The following is an 18216-nucleotide window of genomic DNA, read 5'->3' on the forward strand; positions in this document are numbered from 1 at the left end:
ACGAGCATCTTAGATAAACGCCTAAGACCATAAGCAAAATTAAATTTCATTCCTTATATTCACAATCCCTAAATCAATGCTTTTTCTTACAAAACTAGAGGTGTGTGATTTAGGTTTTTTTTATTTGCAAAAGCAAAGCCTATTTAAGCCTATGAGTAAAAATCATAACGAAGATACCAGAGTAAAGATTCCAGCTATCCTGCATTTAATGAGGTTGGGTTATGAGTATGTATCTTTAAAAGATGCGGTATATGATGAAGAGAATAACATCTTTACAGATATATTTAAAGAATCTATAGCGCGTATCAATCCTGGCTTAAGTAATGATGATATAAAAAGGTGGTATAAAGAAGTAGCACTTACCTTAGAAAATGAGGATTTAGGTAAAGTATTCTTTGAATCACTGATGGCTACCTCTGGAAAAAAATTGATTGATTTTGAAAACTTCTCCAACAACTCTTTTCACGTATGTACAGAGCTCACTTATAAAAATGGGGAGGATAATTTCCGACCAGATGTGATTTGTTTGATTAATGGGATGCCCTTAGTTTTTATAGAGGTCAAAAAGCCAAATAATAAAAATGGCGTCATTGCAGAGCGATCGCGAATTAATGATCGTTTTAAGAATAAGCGTTTCCGAAAGTTCGTTAACCTTACTCAGTTTATGATATTCTCGAATAATATGGAATATGATGATAATGAGATAGAGCCATGGCAAGGCGCTTATTATGCATCAGCATCTTATGGAAATCCTATATTCAATTATTTTAGAGAGGAAACAGTTTTAAATTTACAGCAGCTATTGCTTCCAGAAGATGCTATAGATGAAGATCTAGTTCTTAAGGATAACAACTACCAGACTCTTAAATACATACCAGAATTTGCCGATAATAAAAAACCAGATACGATTACAAATGCGATGCTATCCAGCATGCTATCCCGAGAACGTCTCGCTTTTATCCTGCAATATGGACTGGCTTATGTAAAAGAAACCAGCGGTTTACAAAAACACATCATGCGTTATCCGCAGTTGTTTGCTACTAAGGCTATTGAAAGTAAACTGGATGAAGGAATACGTAAAGGAATCATTTGGCACACGCAGGGAAGCGGTAAAACAGCACTGGCGTATTACAATACTCACTTTCTTACAGACTATTTTCAAAAACAAGGTGTCATCGCAAAGTTCTACTTTATTGTGGATCGAATAGATCTTGCCATACAAGCTAGTGATGAATTTACTAAGCGTGGTTTAAAAGTTCATAAAGTTAGCAGCCGCGAGGCCTTTGCAAAGGATTTAAAAAAAGCTGGTGCTGTAGATAATGATAAAGGATTAAGAGAAATTACAGTGGTTAATATCCATAAATTTCAGGACGACCCTAATGCAACTACTTCTACTGATTATGATATAAATGTGCAACGAGTTTATTTCCTTGACGAAGTACACCGCAGCTACAATCCTAAAGGTAGTTTTCTAGCTAATCTACAGCAAAGCGATCAAAACGCGATTAAAATAGGCCTTACAGGAACTCCTTTAATAGGGGAGACTTTGAGTTCCAAATACCTTTTTGGCGATTATATTCATAAGTATTACTACAATAAAAGTATTGCAGACGGTTATACGCTTAAACTCATACGTGAGGAAATAGAAACCGAATATAAAGCGACCTTACAGAAAGCGCTCGATGAACTGGAATTTAAAAAAGGTTCTGGTAATAAGAAATTGGTGACTGCTCATCCTTCTTATGTGGAGCCACTACTGGATTATATGGTGCGTGATTTTGAAAAAATGCGCCGTACAGAGAATGACAGCAGTATAGGTGCTATGGTCATATGTGATAGCAGTGAACAGGCGACCTTGTTATACCAGATATTTAATGATAAGTACGCTTTGAATGATTCCGCTTTCGCGAAAGCGGAACAAGAAGAAGAAACAAACGGATTACTAATAGCAGCCGAAGAACCAACGAGCTATATCACTAAACTTGCTGACAGCCATAAAGTAAAAAGAGCTGAACTGATATTACATAATAGTGGAAGCAAAGACGAGTTGAAGGCTTGGCGAGAGTCCTTTAAGGATGGCGATGTAGATATTCTCTTTGTATATAACATGTTGCTTACAGGTTTTGATGCTAAAAGGTTAAAAAAACTCTATTTAACCAGAGTCATCAAGAGTCATAATTTATTGCAGGCGCTTACCAGAGTTAACCGTGCTTATAAAAGTTATAAATATGGTTATGTAGTAGATTTTGCTGACATCAGTAAAGAGTTTGATAAGACCAATAAAGACTACTTTGACGAACTGCAAGATGTTCTGGGGACAGAAGAAGAACATTACAGCAACTTGTTCATGTCTCGTGATGAGATGCGAGAACGCATAGTCGCTGCTAAGGAAGTGCTGGCAGATTATAACCTCTCCAATCGTGAGGTGTTCTCTCAACAAATCAATCAAATAAGTGATGTAGATAAAGTAGCCGAACTTAAGAAAGCACTGGAAGATGTGCGGGTATTATACAATATGATACGACTGGTGGGTGAATATGATTTACTAGAGTCCATGGACTTTACCACATTGAGTGATTTGCGCATTGAGGCGTCTAACAGGCACCAATTGCTTAATGCAAAAGATGCGATGCAAAATAATGAAGAAGTTGGGAATCTATTAAACCTAGCCCTAGAGGACATCATGTTTGATTTTCATAAAGTAGGAGAAGAAGAATTGATATTAGGGGACCAACTTAAAAACACATTAAAACGCACACGAGAAGGACTTGCTAGTAATTTTGACCCTAAAGATCCTGAATACATCACGCTCTATGAAGAGTTAAAAAGACTCTTTAATAGCAAGAACATCAACGAGGTTTCTCAAGATGAGATGCGTCGCAATATCATGGATCTTGAAAAGATCTATACTAGAGTTAAAGAACTGAACCGTATTAATGAAACCTTACGCGATAAGTATAAAGGCGATAAAAAATATGTGCGTATTCAAAAACGATTGCTAGAGGCAGGAAAACCGTCTAAGTTAAAAAACGAGATTATAGAAGCACTACAACGTGTAAAAGATGAAACTGATGTCACGATTTTAAACCGAAGCGATACCTTGCAAAACGAGGCTTATTTTGGCCGAGTGATCGCAGGACTGGTCGTTAAAGAATTTGATAGAGGTGGCAATGTTGATATTGATTTAGAAACTGCACTTTTTATTACTGATATTATTGTAAAAGAATATATGGATGAGTATTATGGGAGAACGGCGTAATTAACCTGTCTCGACTGCGCTCGACATGACAGTGATGACTGCGCTCGACATGACAGTGATGACTGCGCTCGACATGACAGTGATGACTGCGCTCGACATGACAGTGATCGCTGCGCTCGACTTGACAAATGAAACTAAAAAATGAAGTACTATCACTTATATATCCTAGAATGTGCAGATGACTTGCTATATACTGGTATTACTAATGATTTGAAAAGACGCTTTGAAGAACATGAATCAGGTAAAAACCCACGAGCATTTACTTTTAAAAGGCGACCTTTAAAGTTGATTTACAAAGAGCGATTTACAGATGTAAGACATTGTATATACTTTGAAAAGAAAATTAAAAAATGGAGTGCAGCAAAGAAAAGAGCCTTAGCAAATGGAGATTATGATATGATACAAATTTTATCAGAGTGTAGAAATATGACGCATAGTAAATATCAACCAACTGATGACGACATCTCGACTGCGCTCGATGTGACATAAAAAATTCTAATGTCAGTTCGAGCGCAGTCGAGAACGATGCGCAGTCGAGAACGATGCGCAGTCGAGAACGATGCGCAGTCGAGAACGATGCGCAGTCGAGAACGATTCGCAGTCGAGAACGATTCGCAGTCGAGAACATTAAATAACAACAACTAACAACAAACAAATTGACCCAAGACACTAACTTTAAACAACAAACCAAAGAACTCATAGACTCGCTTAAGGCCGTATGTGCTGGAGCAGGATTAGGGAATACCGCTGGGGAGTTCAATATCATATTGCAATCTTTTTTATATAAGTTTTTAAACGATAAGTTCTCGCATGAAGTAAAAAAAATGCGACCAGAATTGGCAGAAGCTGAAAACTTTCAAGAAGCGCTAGAAGCCATTCCTGAAAAAGAATACCAGATGTTGAGCATTAAACTCAATGTGAATGCGGCTTTTTTAAGAACTGACCAAACCTTAGGTTTTCTATTCAATCAGCAGAATGAGGCAGATTTTGCCAAACGTTTTGACGATACCTTAATCGATATTGCCGCAAGCAACAATGCACTGTTTGCCGTAAGTACAGAAGATGGACAGAAACTTCAACTCTTTGAGGGGGTGGTAGAGAAGTACGTTGCTAGTAAACGTGACGCTTTCGCGAAAGCGATCATCAACAAACTGGTAGAGTTCAACTTTGAGAATATCATGAATCAAGGTTTTGACTTTTTCTCTACCATATTTGAATACCTGATTAAAGATTATAACAGTGATAGTGGGGGTAAGTATGCCGAGTATTATACACCTCATGCGGTGTCTAAGATAATGGCAACCATTCTCTCACCACAAGGCGATCAAAGCGTTTCTATTTTTGACCCTAGTGCAGGATCAGGAACCTTATTGATGAATCTGGCACATGCCATAGGTCCTGAGAACTGTACCGTGTATTCACAAGACATATCTCAAAAGTCATCTAACCTGTTGCGACTCAACCTGGTGTTAAACGGTCTGGTACACAGTATAGGGAACGTGATACAGGGCAACACCATGACAGATCCTTACCATAAAGAGGGACAACAGCTGCGCAAATTTGACTATATCGTGTCTAATCCACCTTTTAAACTGGATTTTAGTGATGATTTAGAGAAGTTAGGCGCCTCTACCAACAAGGACCGCTTTTTTGCAGGATTGCCTAATGTGCCTAAAAAAGCCAAGGACAAAATGGCGATCTATCCTTTATTTATACAGCATATTATGTTTTCGCTTTCGCGAAAGGGAAAAGCCGCTATCGTAGTACCGACAGGATTCATTACCGCACAATCAGGTATTGAAAAACGCATTAGAGAAAAACTAGTAGAAGATAAAATGCTCGCAGGCGTGGTGAGCATGCCCAGCAATATTTTTGCTACTACAGGAACAAATGTGAGCATCCTATTTATAGATAAAAACAATGACAAAGATGTGGTGCTTCTGGATGCCAGCAATCTAGGAACGATGGTGAAAGAAGGTAAAAACCAAAAAACGGTGTTGAGCCCAGAAGAAGAAGATCAAGTCATACAGACATTTACTGATAAGAAAGCTATAGATGATTTTTCTGTAGTCGTTTCTTATGAAGAAATCGCTGCCAAAAATTACAGCCTAAGCGCAGGACAATACTTTGAAGTAAAAATAGAATACGTAGACATCACTGCTGATGAGTTCGCCACCAAAATGAATGACTTTGAAACCAATCTAGAAAGCCTTTTTGTCGAGTCTAAAGAGCTGGAAAAAGAGATTCAGTCGAATTTGAAAGGTGTGCGTTATGAATGATTACGTTCAACTAGGAGAGTTAATTGATTCTATTTCTAAGACTCACAAATTTGACAAAGAGGAATTAGTTTTTTTAAACACATCAGATGTTTCAGAAGGAAAAATTTTAATCAATCATTATTCTAAGGTTAAAGACTTAAAAGGGCAAGCAAAAAAGACTATCAAAAACGGCGATATTCTTTACAGTGAGATTCGACCTAAGAATAGGCGATACGCTTACGTTAAAGAATTGGAAAATCCCGAAGACTATGTCGTTTCAACTAAGCTCATGGTTTTGAGAAATAAATCAGAGTTGTTAGATAACGATTATCTATATCAATTCCTTACAGCTGAGTCAACCGTAAATTACCTACAACGAAAGGCAGAAAATAGAATAGGTTCATTTCCTCAAATAACATTTAATGTTTTAAAGCAAATAAAGATTTGGCTTCCAGAAATTAAAACCCAAAAACAAATCGCCAAAGTCCTTTCCGATCTCGATGCTAAAATAGAACTCAACAACCAGATCAACCAGCAGTTAGAATCTATGGCAAAAACGCTGTACGATTATTGGTTTGTACAATTTGATTTCCCTGTCTCGACTGCGCTCGACATGACAACCGAAAATGTCAGTTCGAGCGCCACATCAAGTGTCAGTTCGAGCGCGTCACTTCGAGCGGAGTCGAGAAGCGAGAACGATTTAGAATTCGAGAACAAAGAACCTGTCTCAACTGCGCTCGACATGACAGCGGTTAAAGGCTATAAATCGGCTGGCGGTAAAATGGTTTATAATGAGGAATTGAAGCGTGAGATTCCTGATGGGTGGGAAAGTGGAGTGCTATCGGATATCGCCAATATAACAATGGGTCAATCGCCTGCGGGAAGTTCTTATAATGAGGAAGGATTAGGAACAGTTTTTTATCAAGGCTCAACAGATTTTGGTTCAAGATTTCCAACAGTTAGAAAGTATACAACTGAGCCATCTCGCATGGCTTCGGAAAATGATATATTATTATCTGTAAGGGCGCCTGTCGGTACTTTAAACCAAGCAACGGAAAGTTGTTGCATAGGGCGTGGGCTCGCTGCTCTAAATGAAAAATCAGGATCTAATTCTTTTCTTTGGAGTCAAATGGAATATTTTAAACAAGTATTTGACCGGAGTAATGCAACTGGGACCACATTCGGATCAATTACTAAATCTGAGCTTTTTGGACTCCAGCTTTCAATTCCTCCACAAGTAATTGTAAATAAGTTTAAGAAATTAGCTGATCCGTTACATGAACAAATTGTAGTGAATGCAAAACAAAACCAAAAGCTCACGGAGTTGCGCGACTGGTTGTTGCCTATGTTAATGAATGGGCAGGCGACCGTAGGGAGTCCCGATGTTAATCAGGATCAAGTGAACTCGAATTTGAACTCGAACTCGAATGATGCAGGTCTTGTGGATGGTGGTTTGGGTAGGGTTGCTGGGGAACTGTCCTAAGAAAAGGGGTGACTATATATTGATTTAGCATAATGCACCAAATGCAGCCTTAAAAACAATCTTTTTTTATTAATACTTACAAGGGTATGAAGTTGACTGATCAACCTTTTTTCAAGTTACCGTACATTAATCGTACAATTTAAAGCATAAAAAAACCCTAACTAATATGTATTTAATGAATTAAGGTTTATTAAAATGGAGTCGGAGAACGACATTGCGAGAGCAATGTGCGAGATGTAGCGCTGGCCGTGATTCTCCCGACTGCACAATAAAAACCGCCGAGCCTTAGCTGGTGGTTTTTTTAAAGTGGGTTGGAGCGAAAGAGTTCGAACTTTTTGAGTGAGGATATTTCATTAATTATTTCAAAATCAGTTAGTATCGGGATGTGAGATTTTCAATACCTAAAAGCTCCAGACATTAATTCTATTTCAGCATTTTTAATTCCTATTTTTTTTGCAATGGTTTTCCAACCTTTGACTGCTTGTGAAACTTCCTGAATGATGGTTTTCATTTCGCTTTCGCGTATGCGGAAATAAGAACCTACACTTTTTGCCAGTCCAAAGTCCAATGCATTATCATCCATGTCTATATTAAGGGATAAGCCATTCTTTTCAATAGAAGGATTTAAATCGTATGCTGGCGACAGAATCCAACCTTCGTCTGTTAAAATAAAACCATGATTACGTAAATGATCATCTGTATTTGATATAGCGATATTGAAAATGATACGTCGCCATAGTTGGTGCAGATTTGTTTCTATATTTACTCCATAATTTTCAATAAATTCCACTATTTCTAAATAACTAGGAGTTGTTCCTTTAATGCTATCTTCGCTATTACCTGTCATCGTCATGGCAGATGCGAAATGAATCCTTTTACTATTTTCTCTGTCAAACCTGCGTGTTAAAAAGGTATGGTAAGCTCCACTGATTTTTTCAATCTTAGATTCTGCCATATTTATACCAGCATTCAAAGCTAATTTATAAGCTAGATATTCCCATGCAGCTTTATCAATGGTATCTGTTTTAGATGGGAATTTTGCAATCCATAGGTTTTTATCATTGTCTAATACATTAGCCTTAGGTCTTGCGCCACCTAATGAAGAACCAGGGGCAATAAGAACAGCAATCCATTTTCTAATGGTTTCATTATGGTCGTCGTTTTCTAATTGATTCACGGCTTCTTGTAAATCACCTAAAGAGGACCATGGTGGAGTAGGACTGTGCTCATCATTATTGATAAAAGGTCCGTTCAAATCAGTTTTAAAACGTAAAGCACCCATTCTACTCTGATCATAAACGCCTAATAAATAATCTATTTCATAAAGTGTTTTAGCTTTTTCACCTTTAGCTCTAGCATCTTGAGCTGCTCTGCGTTTCATTAAGGTTTTTCCCCAAGTGTCTGGCATGCTGTCTAGAAAAATACCGAAATTCTCTTTATTTGTTGGGTATTGAGCGCCAGAGAAAAAATCAAGATCTGGATCGAGTAAGTGTTGCGATTTACTTTTAAGCCACTCGCGATCGTATTCAAAACTGAACGCCTTTTTACTTTTGGCAAAATGAGCTGATAAAACTCCAACTAAAGAAGGAGCATCTAGTCCTATCCAGTCTGCATACACATATATGTCAAATTTGCCCGTTCCCATAGTTTCTATAGTAAATCAAGATCTTGTAGTTTTCTGCCGAACTCGTCGTCACTAGCTAATTTTAAAAAGTCATCTTGAAGGTTAAGGACTCTAAAAACATTAAAATATAAACCTATGGAAACGGCAGGATCGCCTTTTTCAATCCGATAAAGTGTAGCTCTGTGAATCCCAGCACGTTCCGATACTTGTTGTGTAGTAAGCTTTCTACGTTTTCTAGCAAGTTTGATGTTCTCACCTATTTGCTCAAACATCTTTTGATATTTAGGAAGAAGTATTGTTTTCTTAGAGTTCATTAAGTCGCTTATTTGCAACAAATATAGTATTAATGTATTTAATAAGCGTCATTCTTGTAAAAATATAAAAGACTTATGTTTTTAATTGTGTAACTATAAAAAGTTCGAACCTATAACTCTATAAGTGACAACTCTTTGATGAATTTTGAAGAAAAGTAAAAAACCTCTTTAAATCATTGATCTAAAGAGGTTTAATTTAAGTTGTGGAGTCGGAGAACGACTGCGAGAACAATGTGCGAGTTGTTGCGCTGGCCGTGATTCTCCCGACTGCATAAAAAAACCACCTAGCCGAAGCAGGTGGTTTTTTTAAAGTGGAGTCGGAGAACGACATTGCGAGAGCAATGTGCGAGTTGCAGCGCTGGCCGTGATTCTCCCGACCTGCACAAAAAAAAACCACCGAGCGCTAGCTGGTGGTTTTTTTAAAGTGGAGTCGGAGAGAATCGAACAATTTACCACCGCTTTATGCTAGTAAGTTATATATTAGCCATTTAAACAGATAGTTAGGTTTTTTTTATCATGGCATTTTTCTTCAAATAATAGCTAGTAAAAGTAAAATTGTCAACTAAATTGTCAACTAGAATACTGTTATCTAGGTTCAATGATTTACTTTGCGTACTTAAATAATTAATGTTTTGACGCATACTTTTTATCTCAAATCGCCTAGTTCAGATTCTGGATCTCTAATTCTATTTTCTTGCTACTTTAAAAACGAAAAGAAAAAGTTCGTTTACTCTACTGGTGAAACCATCTTATCTAAATACTGGAATAAGGAATCTAAGGGACCAAATGCCCGTGCTAAGTTTCCAGGGGCAAATTCATTAAGGATGCAACTGAATCGTTATTCTGAGGCTTTTATGAAAGCAGAAGAACGACATAAGTTGACTAAAGAGGATTTTACTAGCAATAGTTTGAAATCATTCTTTCAAAAAGAGTTCAAAAAAGTAGAATCAGGATCTAAAGATTTCTTCGGTATTTATGATGAATTTGTGACAGAAAAGAAAATGAATCAAGATTGGTCTGCTGCGACGATCACACGGTATGAGAATATCAAAAGAATGCTCAAGAATTTTGAAAAAGATAAAAAATACAAGCTAAGTTTTGCAAGTATCAATAATAAGTTTCACAGCAAGTTCACCGATTATTGTATGGGTGATTTGAAGCATATCAATAATACCTATGCTCGTAATTTAGGTTTAGTAAAGACATTTCTTTTTTGGTCACTTGATAAGAAGTACACTTATAATGACGAGTTTAAAAAGTTTAAGAAGAAAGAAAGAGTTATAACCAATCAAGTGGTACTTGATAAGGAAGAGTTAGGGAAATTAATGAGTCATAAGTTCAAACTGAAATCTTTAGAACGTACTCGTGACATATTCGTATTTGCTGCGGTAACTGGAATGCGATTCGGAGAGTTGAAATTTATTTCAAAGCAAAATATAATAGGTACTACTTTTCATTTAAAAGAAGAGAAAGGTTCTGAAAAGGAAATGCGTACCATTCCTCTTGGTAAAGTAGCTTTACATATCCTAGAAAAATACGATTATCATTTACCCATGATCGCAAATCAAAAGCACAATGTATATATAAAAGATGTGTTTGAAGAAGCAGGATTTACTCACCAAGTGCAGAAGATAACCACTAGAGGAAAGGAAGTGTTAAGAGAAGGGATGTCGTTCCATAAAAGAGTAAGTAGCCATACGGCTCGTAGAACTTTTATAACCATGATGAAACGAGAAGGTAAAAGTGATAAGTTGATCTCTAAAATAACTGGTCATAAAGATATGAAAACATTGAACTCCTATTATCAAGTAGATAGTGATGAAAAGAAAGAAGCGGTGGATGCTGTTTTTGATATTAGTTTTTAAAGCTCTTTTATTTTAATTAAAATTAAACAATCAAGCATGCAATATATATTAGATTATTACACTGAAAGTATAAAACTCTTAGCTTCTACATATCCTAATTATTTTGATAATTTTGAAGATAGAGTGAAAGGTTTACTAGCAAATACAGAAAAGAGATTTGAAAAAAGAACAGAAGATTTTATTGATGATTTTAAAGAACTTGACGTAAATAATATACAGTTAGCTAATTCTTTTGTTGAATTACTATTGAATGATTATTCTGAAGCTCTCAGACTAAAGGAGCAATTAGGAATCGGAATGCATAGTCACATTTTAATGCCTTATGGGACAGAATTGAGCAACTTGATTTCGGACTTAAAAAAATATCTTATTAATTGGCACATAAATTATGGTGAGGCGGTTAATTTAGATGAGTTTTTTATAGATTTAGAACTCTATTATGAAAAACATTTTTTTTATTCTTTTATAATCAATGATGATTCAGAGGCTGAAATGAATCAATTAAATCAAGAGAGACATCCAGATTGGGAACCGCTAACTAGATTATTGTTTGATTTAAATAACATTAACAGCGATAAGATTAAAGAGTTGGGGATAAACTTATCTGATATGATGAACAATTTACATGTTAGATTACTTACTAAAGGCGTTTCTAGGGGTTATAAAGATAACAGTCCATATATAAATAACTTTAAAGATAGTGTTCAAGAATTATATAAGGCGTTTGACAAGAATAGTTTGATTGATATAGAGTTTGATAAATTCTTGATTTTGCTAACGGCAAACTCTGAAAATATTCCAATAAATCAAAAAATTCATTTAGATTCTACTCATCTCAATGTCCCCAATAAAGTTGTAGGAATGATATTTAGTGATTTCAAAATTCATTTTAATCATGATTATAATTATATAGACTTTATTGAAAATGTTTTCATTTGGAAAAAAGCTGATGGTAAATACTATGATTTTACTAAAAGAAAACAGCTAAGTAATCTAATAAATACCACTTGATATTATTAGATAATGATGAATTAGTATCCTAGATAATATTGAAATTCGCTAATCATATAGTTGTCATATAAATAAAGTTTTAAAGTACTGATTGTCATTATGATAAGTATCTATCACTTATGAATTTCACATAAGTTTCATAATTCAAAAATCGCTTTGTGGTTGGAAATTGCCACCATGAAAAAACAAGATATAAACTTAGAAACAAGTATGACAGACTTGATCGTATCCGCATCCTATAAGGGTGCATACGATGCTACTGTTGAGTATTATTCTCAAAAAGAATCAATAGATTCTAAAGAACCTCACACCACCGTACATGAAGCTGCCAAGCGATTAAAAGTTAGCACCTTAACAGTAAGAAACTACATTAAGCGGGGGATTATTCTGGCTCACAAAGTAGGCAATCGCATTCTTATAGACACAGCGTCCATTGACAAAGCATTATCTGAAGTGAAATCTTTAAAATACCAAAGATAATGGGACATGAGCGCAACAACCTATATGATGGTATTTTCTATCGTATGGAACAATTAGGTGTATACATTGCCAAAGTACCATTGTATGTTAAAAACGAAAGAGCATTAGAGGTTTGTTTTGAAAAAATGAAAAACGAATTTTGTTACCTGCGAGATCATCTGCGTATACAAAATATACAGGATTGGAATCAAGTAAAAAATACTATTGATGAAGCTATTGAAAGAGATGCTAATCACTCACCAAAATATCGGATACTAGGAGAACGTATAGAACAAAAAGACTCCAATGGGATTCTCTGCTTTAGGTATACCTTTAAAATATATATATTAGAATGAAGTATCTAAGAATCGGCACACGATACCATAAAAAAGTAGTTGAACCTATGCACAGCGGTGATAAATTAGAAAAACTCATAAACTGGAGTAGATCAGAACTAGAGTTAGATCACGGAAAGGAATTTTTAAAGAAAATTCCTAAGTATGATGGATTTTGTTTAATTCCTTCTCATGATAATTATAAAGAGGTGATTGATTCGTTTTACAACGAATATGAAAAACTTAGCCATAAAAAAGCCGAGGGCATTCATGAGAAAACTGAAATGTTCCTCAAGCACATTTTTGAAGGACATTATATTCTTGCTTTGGATTACCTTACAATTTTATGGCGTTATCCTGCTCAGACTTTACCTGTTTTAGCACTGGTGAGTAAAGAGAAAGGAACTGGTAAAACTACTTTTTTAAACTGGATGAAACTCATATTTGAAAAGAATATGACTATCAATTCTAATGCAGATTTTGATAGTAGATTCAATTCAGATTGGGCAAATAAATTGATTATAGCTATTGATGAAGTGATGCTCAACGGTAAACATCATACAGAAAAACTAAAGCAACTAGCAACAGCAAAATCTATTAAGTCAGAAGCTAAAGGAAAGGATAAAAACGAAAAAATGTACTTCGGTAAACTAATCTTAAATGCTAACGATGAAGAAGGTTTTATAAAAACTGATGATCAAGAAATGAGATTTTGGGTAAGAAAGGTAAAACCCCTTAGTATCTCAGAAAATGTAGTTAAGTCAAAGGAAAATGGCAATCGTAATAATTACGGCAACCCTAATATGTTAGAGGAATTAAAACAAGAACTTCCTGCTTTCACTCATTTTTTAAGTACTAGAAAAATTGTAAATCCTAAAGTAACTAGAATGTGGTTTACAAAAGAGCAATTACATACTAAGGCGTTAGAAGTATTAATTAAAGGCTCTAGAAGTACGCTCTATGACGAGATTCACTTTATTATTACAGAATTGTTTGAAATGTATGAGGTAGATGAACTACAATACTCTGCTAAAGATATTGTGGACATCTTAATCTATAATGGTTATCGAGAAGTAACTAGTTCTAGAGTAAGTGAAATTCTTAGGAAAGAGTTTGAGTTGAAAGCTAGGAATAGTAGTTATTCAAAATACCATCATATCAGTGTTGTAGATCAAACTTTTACAGCAACTGAGAAATCAAAGGGTAGATTCTTCACTTTTGCAAGAGCAGATTATATTGTTGATGTGTTGACAATTAATAAAAACCCTATTCCTACTTGTATAAACCAGTCAACAGACATTCAACAGATGGACGACACAGGTTGAAAAAGCATCACATTAAGCATAAATTATTCTTCAGATATATCAACTGGAGAATTTTGCGTTGATATAATTGTTGATCACTCAACTACCTACGAATACTAGCCTAAATAGTTATTCAACATCATTGTCAACACATCAACAACACTATGATAATATATTGCTCCCAATCACAGGTTGCAAACATTGGTTACCATACACTCATTATTGTATTAGTGAGAAAACTAATAAAACTAGTAATCCAACCTCAGATTTAACCTCAGGTTAAAGACCTTTTTTTCTCTTAAACTATGCTCAAAACAATATAACCTCAGGTTGTAATACAATAACCTAAGGTTTTTGACATACTATACAAGACGTGGTTAGTTATAAAAGCTCATAAACAAAGGATTCTTGCAATTAGCCAGTAGTTACATAGCTAATGTCTCTCGTGTCTAAACAAGGTTTTCTAAGATAACAACTAGTTAACAACGAGCTGTTGATGTTTTCTTCAACGCTATGTTGCTCTTCATTCTAACAGTCCGTTGAACACCAACCTCAGGTTTAACCTCAGGTTAACTACCCTTTTTTTCTCTTAAATCACACTTAAAATATTACAACCTCAGGTTGCAACCTGAGGTTGTACCATTAGCTAATAAAAGCTCATAAATAAAGGTTTTTCAAGATTAACCTTAGGTTATATCGCTGATTACTATCGTATTTAAACAAGGTTTGCTCCGTTAACCACTAGTTAACAACGAACTGTTGTTGCCTTGTTTCAATGGTACGTTGATCTTCATTTTAATAGTCCGTTAAATACTACTCTCTCCTTTTTAGTTGTACCATTAGTTAATAAAACCTCATAAAATACGGGTTCCCGCAAGTAACCAGTGGTTTGCATATCGTAACTTTAGGTTTTATAACCAGAAGTTACCTCATGTCCATTTTCCAACCATCGGTTCTTAAGAGCCATATTGCCTTATTAGATCAAAAAGCAGTTGATAAAGCCTATAAACAGTTTGCAACATATTTTCTAGACCCTAAGATTCAAGAGAATATCAAAACTGCCAAAGAAGAACAGTATCAGGCAACATTTCTTAACGAGTTGTTTGTTAAAATAATGGGTTACACACTATTTCCTGATAAGAATCACAACCTAGTTACTGAACAAAAAAACGAGGGGAACTCGCGCAAGGCAGATGGTGCCATTCTTAAAGGTGATACCGTTACTGCTGTGATAGAATTAAAAGGTACCAAGACTAAGGATCTAGAAAGTATTAGAAAACAAGCCTTTGATTATAAAAATTTTAATACGGGCTGTAATTATGTCATCACCTCAAATTTTGAAAAACTACGGTTTTATATAGATGATGCTTCTACTCATGAAGAGTTTGATTTGTTCTCGCTTTCGCGAAAGCAGTTTGAATTGCTATACCTGTGCATCAATAAAGAACAGTTATTACAGCATACTCCCAAAACTATTAAAGAAGAATCTCTTGTAGAAGAAGAGAAAATCACTAAATCATTTTACAAAGATTACTCCCTCTTTAAACGAGAGTTGTGGAAAGATCTCGCAAAAAACAATTTGATACCATTAAAGCTGCTCGTCGCACAACATAAAAGTGTAGAAAAGGAAATCATAGATGATATAGCGACGGAAACTGATGATGAATTTATTAGACTAGAAAAAAACGTAAAGCGAACGCTATTTAAAAAGTCGCAAAAACTTATAGATCGATTTCTATTTATCTTTTTCGCTGAAGATCGTGGATTGTTGCAACCCAATTATACATTAAAAACCATTAAAGAATGGGAAACGGTGAGCAAACTAGGAGTTACAGAATCGCTTTATGACCGTTTTAAACTTCATTTTAACCATCTAGATCAAGGCCGAAAAAGCGGTGATGGGATAAGTGAGATTTTCGCCTATAATGGCGGTCTTTTTAAACCAGATGTTATTCTCGATAACATCGTTATAAATGATGAGCTTTTATTAAAACACACTAAGAAAATAGCTGCCTATGATTTTGAATCGCAGGTAGATGTCAATATATTGGGTCATATTTTTGAAAACTCATTAAATGAGATAGAAAGCGTTAATGCTGAGATAGACGGTGATGACTTTGATAAACAAACCAGTAAGCGTAAAAAAGATGGTGTTTTTTACACGCCTAAATACATTACTAAATACATAGTAGATAATACTGTAGGAAAACTATGTGAAGAGAAAAAAACCGAGCTAGGTTTTCATGAAGAAGAATACTATCGAGGTCGTAAAAACCGTAATAAATCTACGCTAGAAAATCTCCTTAAAGTATTAGATGATTACAGAGCATGGTTATTACAATTGACGATTTGCGATCCAGCATGTGGTAGTGGTGCATTTTTAAACCAAGCTCTAGACTTTCTTATCACAGAGCACAATTACATAGACGACCTAAAAGTGCGACTTTTAGGCGGCAGTATTGCGCTTTCAGGCATAGAAAACACTATTCTAGAGAATAACATCTACGGAGTAGATCTTAATGAAGAAAGTGTAGAGATTGCAAAATTATCTCTTTGGTTACGCACAGCACAACCACGCAGGAAACTCAACAACTTGAGCAGCAACATAAAATGTGGTAACAGTTTGATAGATGTAAAAGCCGTCGCTGGCGACAAGGCTTTTAAATGGGAAGAAGAGTTTCCACAAGTTTTCGCAAAAGGTGGTTTTGATGTGGTGATTGGGAATCCTCCTTATGTGAGGATCCAAACCCTTCAAGCAAATTACCCTAAACAGGTAGATCATTTGAATAAATATTACATATCGGCAACTGGCAAATATGATTTGTATGCTTTATTTATGGAAAAATCACATCACTTAATAAACACGAGCGGATTAGTATCTTTTATATTGCCACATAAATTCATTGTATCGGATTTCGGTCGAGGAATTCGAAATTATTTAGCAAAAAACAAAGCGATTTCAGAAATAGTTCACTTTGGATCAGAACTTGTTTTCTCAGATGCAGCAACTTACACATGCATAATAACGCTTTCAAAGAAATCTAAAATTATTAATTATTCGCAAACTTGTTCAGAAAAAATTACCGATAAAATAATATTTGATACTATTCAGCATTCAGATATTTCTGAAAAGCCTTGGTCTCTATTAGGTGCTAAGAAATTGAAAATAATGAATAAAATTATAGCCCACACAAAACTAAAAGATATTTGTGAGGGTATTTATCAGGGATTGATAACAACTGGTGACGATATGTTTATGTTAGATGGCGTAATCAAAAATAATCTATTCACAGGTTTTTCTAAAGAGCTAAATAAAGAAGTTATTTTGGAATCTTCAATAATGAAGAAGGTTTTAAAAGGAAATAACATAAAACGTTATTTACCACTTGAATCTGATAAATTCTTAATATATCCTCATGTTGAACTAGAAGGCAAAACTGTTCCAATTGAGGAAGAGCATTTTTCTAAATCATATCCTCTAACTTATAAATATTTACTCAATTTTAAAGATCATTTAATTGAAAAAAAGATTAGATATAAAACCAATCCTAAACATTGGTATTCACTACACAGATCAAGGGAAATTTCAATTTTTGAGCAAGACTATATAATCACGCCACAATTACAAAACACACCGAATTTTACTATCAAGGCTACAGATGTTTATGCAGATGCGGGCGGATATCTTTTAATACCTGCAAAAGGTTATAAAACTATGCCATTATTAGGTATACTTAATAGTATGCTTCTTTGGTTTTTTATAAAAGCTACGAGCGCAGAATACGGCGGTGGATACTTTTATTTTAAAACTAAATATTTAGAACCGTTTACTATTCCTGTTGAGGAATATGATCAAACAATAGATTCAAAAAAAGTAAGTCAAGTATTGATAATTACAGAAAATATGGAGAAACAAATAGCTAAATTCTCTAATTTCTTTCAGGCAAGTTTAAATCTAGATAAACTCTCCAAAAAGCTTCAAAACTGGCACGAGTTAGATTTCGTTGATTTTATAAAAGAGTTGAATAAAGCGATAAAATCCCAAAATAGACAAGCTGCAAAAGATGCGGTTTTAGATCTCGGGGAAAATGAAGGAGAAAAAAGAGAATCGACACCTGTTCATGTAATTCCAGAACTCACTAAAACAGACGAGTTTGAATGGATGGAGCTTTTTGAAAAAAAGAAAAAAGAAGTACTAGAATTACAATCACAAATCAATCAAACCGAGAAAGAAATAGATCAAATGGTTTATGAATTGTATGGTTTGAGTGATGAAGAGATTCAGATTGTGGAGAATAGTTAGT

Annotated in this window: 12 protein-coding genes; 10 read left to right on the plus strand and 2 right to left on the minus strand. The window is 34.9% G+C overall.

Annotated elements, in window-relative coordinates:
- Nucleotides 1-151 precede the first annotated feature (151 nt).
- From KG732_RS06195 to KG732_RS06210, 4 genes are all read left to right on the plus strand, one after another.
- Nucleotides 152-3259, plus strand: coding sequence for a type I restriction endonuclease (locus KG732_RS06195; protein ID WP_213521584.1), 3108 nt, complete (start codon nucleotides 152-154; stop codon nucleotides 3257-3259).
- 141 nt (nucleotides 3260-3400) lie between these two features.
- Nucleotides 3401-3748, plus strand: a complete 348-nt coding sequence (locus KG732_RS06200) for a GIY-YIG nuclease family protein (protein ID WP_213521585.1) — start codon at nucleotides 3401-3403, stop codon at nucleotides 3746-3748.
- 167 nt (nucleotides 3749-3915) lie between these two features.
- Entirely contained in the window at nucleotides 3916-5538 is a 1623-nt protein-coding gene (locus tag KG732_RS06205) for an N-6 DNA methylase (protein WP_213521586.1), read from the plus strand.
- On the plus strand, nucleotides 5531-7000 hold the full coding sequence (locus KG732_RS06210; protein WP_213521587.1) for a restriction endonuclease subunit S: 1470 nt from the start codon (nucleotides 5531-5533) through the stop codon (nucleotides 6998-7000). The genes KG732_RS06205 and KG732_RS06210 overlap by 8 nt, the downstream gene beginning before the upstream one ends.
- A 394-nt stretch (nucleotides 7001-7394) precedes the next feature.
- Here KG732_RS06210 and KG732_RS06215 read toward each other — a convergent pair whose 3' ends face one another.
- On the minus strand, nucleotides 7395-8645 hold the full coding sequence (locus tag KG732_RS06215) for a type II toxin-antitoxin system HipA family toxin (RefSeq protein WP_213521588.1): 1251 nt from the start codon (nucleotides 8643-8645) through the stop codon (nucleotides 7395-7397).
- Between the two features lie 5 nt (nucleotides 8646-8650).
- The gene (locus KG732_RS06220) at nucleotides 8651-8938 is read right to left on the minus strand and encodes a helix-turn-helix transcriptional regulator (protein ID WP_213521589.1); all 288 of its coding nucleotides are present in this window, start codon (nucleotides 8936-8938) and stop codon (nucleotides 8651-8653) included.
- Between the two features lie 632 nt (nucleotides 8939-9570).
- Here KG732_RS06220 and KG732_RS06225 point away from each other — a divergent pair.
- From KG732_RS06225 to KG732_RS06250, 6 genes are all read left to right on the plus strand, one after another.
- Nucleotides 9571-10803 carry a tyrosine-type recombinase/integrase gene (locus tag KG732_RS06225; protein ID WP_213521590.1) on the plus strand — a complete coding sequence of 411 codons (1233 nt, stop codon included), beginning with the start codon at nucleotides 9571-9573 and terminating at the stop codon, nucleotides 10801-10803.
- A 36-nt stretch (nucleotides 10804-10839) separates the two neighbouring features.
- Entirely contained in the window at nucleotides 10840-11814 is a 975-nt protein-coding gene (locus tag KG732_RS06230) for a hypothetical protein (protein ID WP_213521591.1), read from the plus strand.
- Nucleotides 11815-11976: 162 nt separating this feature from the next.
- Complete coding sequence (locus KG732_RS06235) at nucleotides 11977-12294, plus strand: helix-turn-helix domain-containing protein (RefSeq protein WP_213521592.1); 318 nt, start codon at nucleotides 11977-11979, stop codon at nucleotides 12292-12294.
- The gene (locus tag KG732_RS06240) at nucleotides 12294-12629 is read left to right on the plus strand and encodes a hypothetical protein (protein ID WP_213521593.1); all 336 of its coding nucleotides are present in this window, start codon (nucleotides 12294-12296) and stop codon (nucleotides 12627-12629) included. Before KG732_RS06235 ends, KG732_RS06240 begins: the two co-directional genes overlap by 1 nt.
- Nucleotides 12626-13933, plus strand: a complete 1308-nt coding sequence (locus tag KG732_RS06245; protein ID WP_213521594.1) for a DUF5906 domain-containing protein — start codon at nucleotides 12626-12628, stop codon at nucleotides 13931-13933. Before KG732_RS06240 ends, KG732_RS06245 begins: the two co-directional genes overlap by 4 nt.
- Before the next feature lie 910 nt (nucleotides 13934-14843).
- Nucleotides 14844-18215, plus strand: coding sequence for an N-6 DNA methylase (locus KG732_RS06250; RefSeq protein WP_213521595.1), 3372 nt, complete (start codon nucleotides 14844-14846; stop codon nucleotides 18213-18215).
- The last annotated feature ends 1 nt before the right edge of the window (nucleotide 18216 follow it).

The organism is Nonlabens sp. (assembly GCF_018401815.1).
Lineage (GTDB): Bacteria > Bacteroidota > Bacteroidia > Flavobacteriales > Flavobacteriaceae > Nonlabens.

Excerpts from the sequence above, each read along its gene's own strand:
- KG732_RS06245 (WP_213521594.1), top strand. The coding sequence starts at position 12,626 with ATGAAGTATCTAAGAATCGGCACACGATACCATAAAAAAGTAGTTGAA.
- KG732_RS06220 (WP_213521589.1), bottom strand. The coding sequence starts at position 8,938 with ATGAACTCTAAGAAAACAATACTTCTTCCTAAATATCAAAAGATGTTT.
- KG732_RS06250 (WP_213521595.1), top strand. The coding sequence starts at position 14,844 with ATGTCCATTTTCCAACCATCGGTTCTTAAGAGCCATATTGCCTTATTA.
- KG732_RS06200 (WP_213521585.1), top strand. The coding sequence starts at position 3,401 with ATGAAGTACTATCACTTATATATCCTAGAATGTGCAGATGACTTGCTA.
- KG732_RS06230 (WP_213521591.1), top strand. The coding sequence starts at position 10,840 with ATGCAATATATATTAGATTATTACACTGAAAGTATAAAACTCTTAGCT.
- KG732_RS06215 (WP_213521588.1), bottom strand. The coding sequence starts at position 8,645 with ATGGGAACGGGCAAATTTGACATATATGTGTATGCAGACTGGATAGGA.
- KG732_RS06210 (WP_213521587.1), top strand. The coding sequence starts at position 5,531 with ATGAATGATTACGTTCAACTAGGAGAGTTAATTGATTCTATTTCTAAG.
- KG732_RS06195 (WP_213521584.1), top strand. The coding sequence starts at position 152 with ATGAGTAAAAATCATAACGAAGATACCAGAGTAAAGATTCCAGCTATC.
- KG732_RS06240 (WP_213521593.1), top strand. The coding sequence starts at position 12,294 with ATGGGACATGAGCGCAACAACCTATATGATGGTATTTTCTATCGTATG.